The organism is Altererythrobacter litoralis (assembly GCF_036324225.1).
Classification (GTDB): Bacteria; Pseudomonadota; Alphaproteobacteria; order Sphingomonadales; family Sphingomonadaceae; genus Erythrobacter; species Erythrobacter litoralis_A.
In genome coordinates this window covers 64,268-73,136 of record NZ_JAZDQV010000013.1, presented here as the reverse complement: position 1 = coordinate 73,136, position 8,869 = coordinate 64,268, and the positions used below count along the sequence as shown (strand labels likewise).

Below are 8,869 nucleotides of genomic sequence, written 5' to 3'. Positions count from 1 at the left end.
AAGCTCAGACATCCGCAGCACCTCCTCAGTGCCGCGAGTGAATCAAGGCTTCGCCGCCAAGGCAAGCGATTTAATGGATCCTGAGCCTAGAGCACCCCGTCCCTTTGCTTGCCGCTGGGGAAGCGCTTGACGAGTGCGGCAAGTTGACCGGAAGCGCCCTTTTGTTAGCGTCTGCAACAGAGACCGGAAAAGAGCGGCCGCAGCAGGAGAGAACCTTGCGCCAATTGCAGGGCATGGATGCCTCGTTTGTCGCGATGGAATCGCGCAATTCGCCGATGCATATCGGCTCGATCCTGATCTACAATCCGGCGACCGCGCCCGGGGGCTTCGTCCGTTTCAAGGACATCCTGGCCTTCTTCGAAAGCCGCATGCAGCTCAGCCGAACGATCCGCCAGCGACTGGTAAGGGTGCCGTTCGATCTCGATTATCCCTATTGGATCGAAGACCCCGCCTTCGATCTCGAATACCATGTCCGCCACGTCGCCTTGCCCAAGCCGGGCGACTGGCGCCAGCTGTGCATCCAGGCTGCGCGTATCTTCGCGCGCCCGCTCGATCTTGACCGTCCGCCATGGGAATTCACCGTGGTCGAAGGGCTCGACAATGTGCCCGGCGTTCCCAAAGGCAGCTTTGCCATGGTCACCAAGGTCCACCATGCAGCGATCGACGGGATGAGCGGCATTGACCTGATGGAGGCGATGCATACGCTGCGCGCCGACGAGCCGCCGCCGGACAAACCCGACACATGGAAGCCCGAGAAAGTGCCCAGCCCGGTCGAACTGCTCGGCAAGAGCTATCTTCATGCGGTCACCAACCCATGGAAACAGCTGGAAGTGGCAGCCAAGGCCGCGCCCGGCCTCGCCAAGGCGATCAAGGGCCTGGCGGTCAAGGACTTCGAAGTCAGTTCCGACCTTGTAGCTCCCAAGACGCGGTTCAATCGCGTGATCTCGTCGCATCGCGTGGTTGAAGGGCGCAGCTTCAAGCTCGATGACATCAAGACGATGCGCGCGCTTGCGCCAGGAGCGAAGGTCAACGACGTGTTCCTGGCGATCGTCGGCGGTACCTTGCGTAAGTATTTGCTGGCCAAGCAGGACCTGCCCAAGAAGACGCTTACCGCGATGGCGCCAATTTCGGTCCGGTCGGCAGGCGAAAAGGGCGACATGGGCAACCAGGTTGCTGCTATGATCGCGCCGCTCGGCACGCATATTGCGGACCCGGCCGGGCGGCTCCAATTCGTCCATTCGCAAACCACCAACAGCAAGGCGATGACCGAAGCGCTGGGCGCGCGCAACATGACCGAGATCAGCAAGGTCAGCCCGGCGCTATTTATGGCCTTGGGCGCGCAGCTCTATACAAGGCTGGGCCTCGCCAATCGCACCATGGCCCCGCCCTTCAGCACAGTTGTCACCAACGTTCCGGGGCCGCCGGTGCCGATCTATTCCAGCGTAGCGCGGCTTGAGAGCATGATGGGCCTGCTCTGCCTGACCGACGGCATGGGAGTAGGCCACGTAGTGCAAAGCTATTGCGATGAGGCGACAGTCATCTTCACCGCTTGCCGCGAGCTGATGCCTGATCCCGAATTCTATGTGCAGTGCATCGAGGACAGCTTCGCCGAGCTGCTCGCAGCGGCAAAGGCGCTCGGCGCAAAGCCCGCCGTTCCGGCCAAGCCTGCGGCCGCAAAGCCGAAGTCGCGCAAACCCGCCGTCAAAGCTGCGGCGAAACCCGCTGCAGCCAAACCGAAAAGCAAACCGCCAGCGAAGCGCAAGACCGCCACGCGCAAGGCCAAGAAGCCCTGATGGGCCGGGATCACAACAAGGCAAGGGAAGCAGAGATGGCCACATTGGCAATGGTTGAAGAGGAACTGGACCGCGCGGCACGCCCACCAAGCAGGTTCTGGACCCTCGCGGAAGGTCGCGCGCTGTTCGAACTCGGCGCCTTTTACATGATGCGCCCATGGCTGTCGCAATTGCCGCGCGGCGACGGGCATGCGGTGAAGGTGCTGCCCGGCTTTATGGCCACCAACAATTCGACCGCGCCGATGCGCAATTTGCTGCGCGACCTCGGCTATGACGCACATGGCTGGGCCAGCGGGCGCAATGTGCGGGTCAACAATGCCCTGATCCAGCGGCTGGAGGACCAGCTCAAGCGGCTCAACGACAACAGCGGCGGCAAGGTCTCGCTGGTCGGATGGAGCCTTGGCGGCGTACTCGCGCGCGAGCTAGCCAAGCTGCACCCGGAGCGCGTGCGGCAGGTGATCTCGCTCGGCAGCCCGATCTCGGACGACCGCGGGCACACCAATGCGCGTCGGCTGTTCGAACTGCTCAACGGCAAGGAGCCTGAGCCGATGCGCGGCGGCAGGTTTCAGGGGCTGGACGAAGCGCCGCCAGTGCCAACCACTTCGATCCTGACCAAGACCGACGGTGTGGTTCACTGGCGCGGATCGGTGCAGAAGCCGAGCCGGACGCCCAGCGAAAACATCGAGGTCTATGCCAGCCATATCGGCCTGGGCGTCAATCCCAGCGTGATGATTGCCCTTGCCGACCGGCTGGCGCAGCCCGAAGGCGAGTGGGCGCCATTCGAGCCGACGCTGGCCCAGCAATGGATGTTCCCGAACACCGGGTTCAACTGAGCGCAGCCGGGGCGGCGTCCCGGCTCAGAACATCTTGCGCAGGTCGACGCCCAGATAGCGGCCGGTCGGATCGAGCAGGAACGGCTGATAACGCAGCGGCGTATTGCCTTCCGCATCGCGTACGCGCCGCCGGGCGTCGAACAGATTGTCCGCCCTCATCGAAATGGTGAACCCTTTCAGGAAGCCGGATTCGGTGCCCGTCAGTCGCCCGATATCGGCGAAAACGCGCATGTCGATCCGCACCAGATCAGCGAAATAGAGCGGGCTGGTGCCGGTCACCGAATTGCCATTGATCCGCGCGCTACCCGTATAGGTACCCGAAAGCCGCAGCCCCTTGCCGTCAAGGAACAGCCCCGCTTCAACGCGGGTCGAGTGCTTGGCCTGGCCGAAGTCGCCCTGGGCATCGCCATCGAGGAGGTCCAGCACCGGGCCGCCCTCTGCAATTACGATCTGGTTGTCGAGTTCGATCGTGTGGGTGAGATTGAAGAAATAGCGCCCTTGGCCGGAACCTCCGCCGAAACCGCCAGGCCCGCCGCGTCCGCCCATCATGGGGCCGCCCTGAGGCCTGCCCGCAGGAGCAGCACCGGGCGCTCCACCAGCAGGGGCGCCGCTAGGTCCGCCCGGTCCGCCACGCATCTGCGAGGGATCCATGCTGCAAATCCGCTCGCGGAATTCGCTCAGGCGCGCACGATCGATAGTGCCGTCTTCGCCCTTGAAGCGCTGGAGCATGCCCTGCGCACGGGTAAGGTCGAAATCGGGGAACAATGCCGTGAGGTCTTCGCCGCGTTCGATCGCACCTGCGACCTGGTCAAGGAAAGCCATCCCGTCATCGGCGCAAAGCCGCTCGCGGAACTGCATGAAACGCGCGCGCTGTTCTTCGGTCGGCGGGCCACCGGCAAAGCCCCCCGGAGGTCCACCCCGGCGCATTTCGCCGCCCGGGGCGCTTGGCGGGCTTCCAGCCCCTGACGGAGCGCCGCCGCGCGCTTCGCCATTACCGCGCGGAGCCGGCCTGCCGATCGAACCACGGGTCGTGAGGCCAAACACCAGCCGCTCGCCGCGTGTGCGGGCGTAGGTGACCGGCCGCCGGTCGAGCGACAGCAGCCTGCCATCGACATCGCGCGTCACTCGATCCGGAAATGCCGCTTCAACCGCAGCCGAAAGCGCCGGCAAGTCGCCAGTCACATCGCGCGAACGGTTGCGAATGTATTCCGCCGAGAACTGCGTATCCTTGATGAAGGGCAGTTCCCATGACGCGTTGAAGCGCCAGTCACGTTGCGTTTCGGCCAGGAGATCGGGATTGCCGCCCGTAATCACCGTGGCCAGCACCGTTTCGCCATTGGCAAGATCGAACACCGGAACGTTGAAGGTTTCGACGCGCGGATTGCCGAGGTTGCCAAGCGAAGGCGCGACTTCGCGCCACACATGCGTCACCTGCAGGTTGAGATTATCCCACGGCGACCAATTGATCCCCGTGCTCCAGTCAGCCAGCGTGCCGAAATCCGACAAATGGTTGATACCGGCCTGCGCGTTGAGCGTGATCGTGCCCAGCGCATCCCACACCATGTCGCGGCGGCTGGTGATCGGGATCACGACGTTTACGCCCGCCTCGAGATCGCCGCGCGTCAGGCGCGTGTCGAAGGCAGTGCGCGTATCGCTGCTTTCGATCCGGTCCCACTCATAGCCAAGATCGAAAGTCGTGCTCAACTCGCCGGCAGGCAAGTAAAGCGGCGCACCGCGCGCAGTAAACTTGCCCCGCCCGGCCCAGGTCTTGGTTTCGGCAGTGTCGAATCCATTGTCCGCGACATCGGGAAGCGGCGCATCGAGCGCGAGCGCTCCTGCGGCGGCCGCATCGATCAGGTCTTGCGTATCGAACCGGCGATCAATCTCGACAGAGCTCAGCGCGTGGCTGGCGTCAATCGTCGCTGTCAGCTGAAAACTGCCGACCGGGCGGGTCCAGGTTGCGGCGGTCGAGAACGTATCGCTCGAGCTGCGGCGCTGCAGCGGGTCGCGCTCGCCGAATGTACGCAGCGCCGAACTGTCGTCGGGCGCAACAAGCAGCACAGTGTTGAGGCCCGACAGGTTGAGGCTGTCGCTGCGCTCATATGTGCCGTTGAAGCTGAGCGAGGAACCGCTTTCGATGAATGCCTTGGCCCAGTTCGCCGTTGCCTCGAAACTGCGGCTATCGGCCACCAGGCTACGATATTTCGCCGGATCGGGATCGCCGGAAACGTCGGGCTGCAAACTGCCCGGCTGAACAACTCCGCGCTCTGCCTCGGTCAGCATCGACACGTCGCCAGCTTCGAGATTGACGTTGAGCCGCCCGCCATCCTTGATCCGCAGCATGGTGAACTGCTGCTCGTTGCGGAAATATCCGCCACGGTCCGGCCCTTCGAACTCCAGCTCGATCTCGCGGCTGGAGTAGCTGTCCTTGAGGATCATATTGACCACCCGGCGGTCGGGCGGGAAGCCGAAACGCTGCGCCACTTCCTCAGGCAGGACTTCGATCTTAGCGATCGATTCGGGCGGATAGCTGCGCATTTCGCGGAAGCTGCTGATACGGATGCCGTTGACGAGGAACACCGGCGGGCCGCCACCGCGCCCGCGCGACGAGCCAGTCTGGGGGCCGATCGCGGCAATCAGTTCCTCAACCGAGTTCGCACCAACAGCCAGGATGTCTTCCTCGTTGAGTTCGAGAACCGGCGCTTGCTCGACATCGAGCTGGCCGCGCATGCGCTGCGCGCGAACCACGATCCCCGTCTCAGCGGCGATATCGGCTTCTTCGACCAAAGTGTCCTGCCCCTGGGCAGCGACGGCAGCGGCGATAGGGGTCTGCGCCTGGGCAACGCCGGAAAGCGTCCAGGCAAGGCAAGTCCCCAGCAAAAGGGTGTGTTTCGGGCTCATGGCGAGCGCCCTTCTCCTAATTACAACACTAGCACAATCGGCTGAAATGTATTGATTTGCATCAATTGACATGAACCCTGGCGCAATCGGGTTACGCCGAGGAACGGCCCTGCAACGCACGAGGCTTCCATTTTGCTCCCGGCGCGGCTAAAGCGCGCGCCAATTCGCCTCCATAAACTGAACTAAGGATTTACATGGCCAAGGAAGAACTCCTCGAAATGCGCGGCAAGGTGGTCGAACTGCTGCCCAACGCGATGTTCCGGGTGGAGCTCGAAAACGGTCACGAAGTTCTGGGGCATACCGCCGGCAAGATGCGCAAGAACCGCATCCGCGTGCTGGTGGGCGACGAAGTGCTGTGCGAGCTGACGCCGTATGACCTCACAAAGGCGCGCATCACTTACCGCTTCATGCCCGGTCGCGGCGGTCCTGGCCCGCAGTAATTCGGCGTGGGTTCGCCCAAGCTCATCCTAGCATCTGCCAGTCCCCGGCGGCGCGAGCTGATCGCGCGGCTCGGAATTGTGCCCGATGCAATTGCCCCCGCCGAAATTGACGAAAGCCCCCTCAAGGGCGAACTTCCTCGCGACTATGCTGTGCGCATGGCGCGCGAGAAAGCCATGGCGGTCGGGGGCGAAGGGCACATTCTCGCCGGAGACACAGTGGTCGCTGTCGGACGCCGTATTCTGCCCAAGGCCGAGGATGAAGCTACTGCGCGGCACTGCCTCGAACTGCTGTCGGGCCGCAGGCACCGCGTCCTGTCCGCCATCGCGCTGAGATCGCCCGACGGCGCGCTGCGCGAAAAGCTGAGCGAGACGAGTGTTCGCTTCAAGCGGTTGAGTGAAGAGGAAATCGCCGCCTATCTCGCCAGCGGCGAATGGCACGGCAAGGCTGGCGGCTATGCCATCCAGGGCGCGGCCGAGGGCCTGATCGCGTGGATCGAAGGCAGCCATTCCGGCGTGGTCGGCCTGCCATTGTTCGAAACGCGCGCCCTGCTCAAGTCTGCGGGTTTCGACATTGGCTGACACCTGGCTTGTCGAAGAGGGGATCGGCGAGGAACGCGCGATCCGGTTCGAACAGGGGCGCATCGTCGCGGCGCGGATGCGCTGGCCCGGGCGGCTCGTGCAAGGCGCTGTTGCCGAAGCGGCTGTGGTGGAGCGGTTCCCGCTTTCGCCCAACGCTATTGTTCGCTTCGCTACCGGTGAGGAAGCGATCGGGCGGCGCCTGCCCAAAGCGGACAGCGAAGGATCGACGGTGCGTATGCTGGTCGAGCGCGAGGCGATTGCCGAACGCGGGCGGCTGAAGCGTGCGCAGGCAGTCAAGACCGAGCAGCCGCTCAACTTAGCGCCATCGCTGGCTGAAAGCCTGCGCGAAGAAGGCCAAGATGTGCGGATCGTTCGTCGTTTCCCTGATGATGCCGATTGGGAAGAGCTGTTTTCCGAAGCATGGACCGGCGAGGTCGCTTTCCACGGCGGCTCACTGCTCTTTTCGGACACGCCTGCCATGACGCTGGTCGATGTCGATGGATATCCGGTCGAGGCGATCTGCTCCAACGCAGTCCCGGCCTTGGCGCGCGCGCTGCGTCGGTTCGACATCGGTGGCAGCATCGGCATCGATTTTCCCACCCTGTCCGACAAGGGTGACCGGCGCGCGGTCGATGCAAAGCTCGAGGAGCAATTGGCGGGCTGGCCGCATGAGCGCACTGCCATGAACGGCTTCGGCTTCGTCCAGATCGTTGCCCGGCTGTCGCGTGCCTCGATGCTGCGCTTGGTCTCGCTTGATCGCAGCGGAGCCGCTGCGCGCCTGTTGTTGCGCCGCGCCGAAGCGGTGAGCGAACCCGGCGCCATCCTGCTCAGCTGCCATCCGGCGGTCGCTGCACGTCTCATGCCCAACTGGCTCGCCGAACTTGCCCGCAGGAGCGGCCGCGAAGTTCGTGTGTCGCCTGACCCCGGTCTTGCGCTGGAGGCCGGATTCGCACAGGCAGTACCGCTATGACCAGCAAGACGAAGACCTGCCCCATCTGCAAGAAACCGCGGCAAGCGCAATTCGCGCCCTTCTGTTCGAGCCGCTGCCGGGACCGCGACCTCGCGCAATGGTTTGGGGATGGCTATGCCGTGCCCGGCCGACCGGCCATGCCCGAAGAAATCGCCGGGGAAATCATCCGCGACGACCGCGACTAGCCGAATTTCGGGCAATTGGCGCTTGCCAAGGGCGCACAGCTTCGCCATAGGCGCGCTCTCATTCGCTCGCCGGTGTTTTGCACCGTCGCCGCAGCGATGCCTCGGTAGCTCAGTTGGTAGAGCATACGACTGAAAATCGTAGTGTCGGTGGTTCGATCCCGCCCCGAGGCACCACTGCGCCTGCGCGCGATGCCCAAGGCGGCATGCCAGAGCGTGTTTGCCAATTTCAACCGTTGAGAGTAAGGCTTTTCGCCTCGCCCCGGCCACCGCGTTGCGCTATCGCATCGCATGCCGGGGCGGCGTATTTTTGCAGCAGGATGATCCCACCATGTCGCGTCGCCGCCAGATCTACGAAGGCAAGGCCAAGATCCTATACGAAGGCCCCGAGCCGGGCACGCTGATCCAGTATTTCAAGGATGATGCGACCGCCTTCAATGCCCAGAAGAAGGGCACGATCAACGGCAAGGGCGTGATCAACAACCGCATTTCGGAATATGTCTTCACGCGGCTGGCGCATATCGGCATCCCGACGCACTTCATCCGCCGCCTCAACATGCGCGAGCAGTTGATCCGCCAGGTCGAGATCATCCCGATCGAAGTGGTTGTGCGCAATGTTGCCGCAGGCTCGATTTCGCAGCGCCTCGGCATCCCCGAGGGAGAGCCGCTGCCGCACACGCTGATCGAATATTACTACAAGGACGATTCGCTGGGCGACCCGCTGATCGCCGAAGAACACATCGCCTGTTTCAACTGGGCCGGCCCCGAAGAGATGCAGGACATCGCCGCGATGGCGATCCGCATCAACGACTTCATGTGCGGCATGTTCGCCGCGATCGATATTCGCCTGATCGACTTCAAGCTGGAATTCGGCCGCATCTATGACGGCGATTTCAGCCGCGTGATCCTGGCCGACGAGATCAGCCCCGATGGCTGCCGCCTTTGGGACATGAAGACCGGCGAAAAGCTCGACAAGGATCGCTTCCGGCGCGACCTGGGCGGAGAAAGCGAAGCCTATCAGGAAGTCGCGCGCCGTCTCGGCCTGTTGCAGGGCGACGACAGCAGCCCCGGCGAAGTGTTCGACCTTTCGGCCCACCGCGGCCGGTTGCGCGGCGCACCTCCGAAAGCGAAGAAGTAAGCACGCCAACAAATTAGATTGGCGATCACTTGC

General features: G+C 63.5%; 8 protein-coding genes and 1 tRNA gene. 8 read left to right on the top strand and 1 reads right to left on the bottom strand.

All coding sequences use genetic code 11. The features are described from left to right. Window positions 1-215 precede the first annotated feature (215 nt). Entirely contained in the window at window positions 216-1,793 is a 1,578-nt protein-coding gene (locus tag VRS74_RS11970; RefSeq protein ID WP_354145456.1) for a WS/DGAT/MGAT family O-acyltransferase, read from the top strand. A gap of 35 nt (window positions 1,794-1,828) precedes the next feature. Beyond that, window positions 1,829-2,626 carry an esterase/lipase family protein gene (locus VRS74_RS11965; RefSeq protein ID WP_354145455.1) on the top strand — a complete coding sequence of 266 codons (798 nt, stop codon included), beginning with the start codon at window positions 1,829-1,831 and terminating at the stop codon, window positions 2,624-2,626. A gap of 24 nt (window positions 2,627-2,650) precedes the next feature. Here VRS74_RS11965 and VRS74_RS11960 read toward each other — a convergent pair whose 3' ends face one another. After that, window positions 2,651-5,527: a TonB-dependent receptor gene (locus VRS74_RS11960; RefSeq protein WP_354145454.1), complete on the bottom strand. Its 2,877-nt coding sequence runs from the start codon at window positions 5,525-5,527 to the stop codon at window positions 2,651-2,653. Between the two features lie 194 nt (window positions 5,528-5,721). Here VRS74_RS11960 and infA point away from each other — a divergent pair, with 194 nt between their 5' ends. From infA to purC, 6 genes are all read left to right on the top strand, one after another. Continuing rightward, a complete protein-coding gene (gene infA, locus VRS74_RS11955) occupies window positions 5,722-5,967 on the top strand; it encodes a translation initiation factor IF-1 (RefSeq protein ID WP_047806247.1) in 246 nt (81 codons plus the stop codon). A 6-nt stretch (window positions 5,968-5,973) separates the two neighbouring features. Beyond that, complete coding sequence (locus VRS74_RS11950; RefSeq protein WP_354145453.1) at window positions 5,974-6,546, top strand: Maf family protein; 573 nt, start codon at window positions 5,974-5,976, stop codon at window positions 6,544-6,546. Next, window positions 6,539-7,516, top strand: coding sequence for a ribonuclease E/G (locus VRS74_RS11945; RefSeq protein WP_354145452.1), 978 nt, complete (start codon window positions 6,539-6,541; stop codon window positions 7,514-7,516). The genes VRS74_RS11950 and VRS74_RS11945 overlap by 8 nt, the downstream gene beginning before the upstream one ends. After that, window positions 7,513-7,701 (top strand): DNA gyrase inhibitor YacG, encoded by a 189-nt coding sequence (locus tag VRS74_RS11940; RefSeq protein WP_354145451.1) that lies wholly within the window; start codon window positions 7,513-7,515, stop codon window positions 7,699-7,701. The genes VRS74_RS11945 and VRS74_RS11940 overlap by 4 nt, the downstream gene beginning before the upstream one ends. Before the next feature lie 98 nt (window positions 7,702-7,799). After that, window positions 7,800-7,875 (top strand) — tRNA-Phe (locus VRS74_RS11935). A gap of 154 nt (window positions 7,876-8,029) precedes the next feature. Next, complete coding sequence (gene purC / locus VRS74_RS11930) at window positions 8,030-8,836, top strand: phosphoribosylaminoimidazolesuccinocarboxamide synthase (protein WP_354145450.1); 807 nt, start codon at window positions 8,030-8,032, stop codon at window positions 8,834-8,836. Window positions 8,837-8,869: the final 33 nt, after the last annotated feature.

Bases quoted from the DNA above. Each gene is read 5' to 3' on its own strand.
- VRS74_RS11940 (WP_354145451.1), top strand. From the start codon at position 7,513: ATGACCAGCAAGACGAAGACCTGCCCCATCTGCAAGAAACCGCGGCAA.
- VRS74_RS11965 (WP_354145455.1), top strand. From the start codon at position 1,829: ATGGCCACATTGGCAATGGTTGAAGAGGAACTGGACCGCGCGGCACGC.
- infA (WP_047806247.1), top strand. From the start codon at position 5,722: ATGGCCAAGGAAGAACTCCTCGAAATGCGCGGCAAGGTGGTCGAACTG.
- VRS74_RS11960 (WP_354145454.1), bottom strand. From the start codon at position 5,527: ATGAGCCCGAAACACACCCTTTTGCTGGGGACTTGCCTTGCCTGGACG.
- purC (WP_354145450.1), top strand. From the start codon at position 8,030: ATGTCGCGTCGCCGCCAGATCTACGAAGGCAAGGCCAAGATCCTATAC.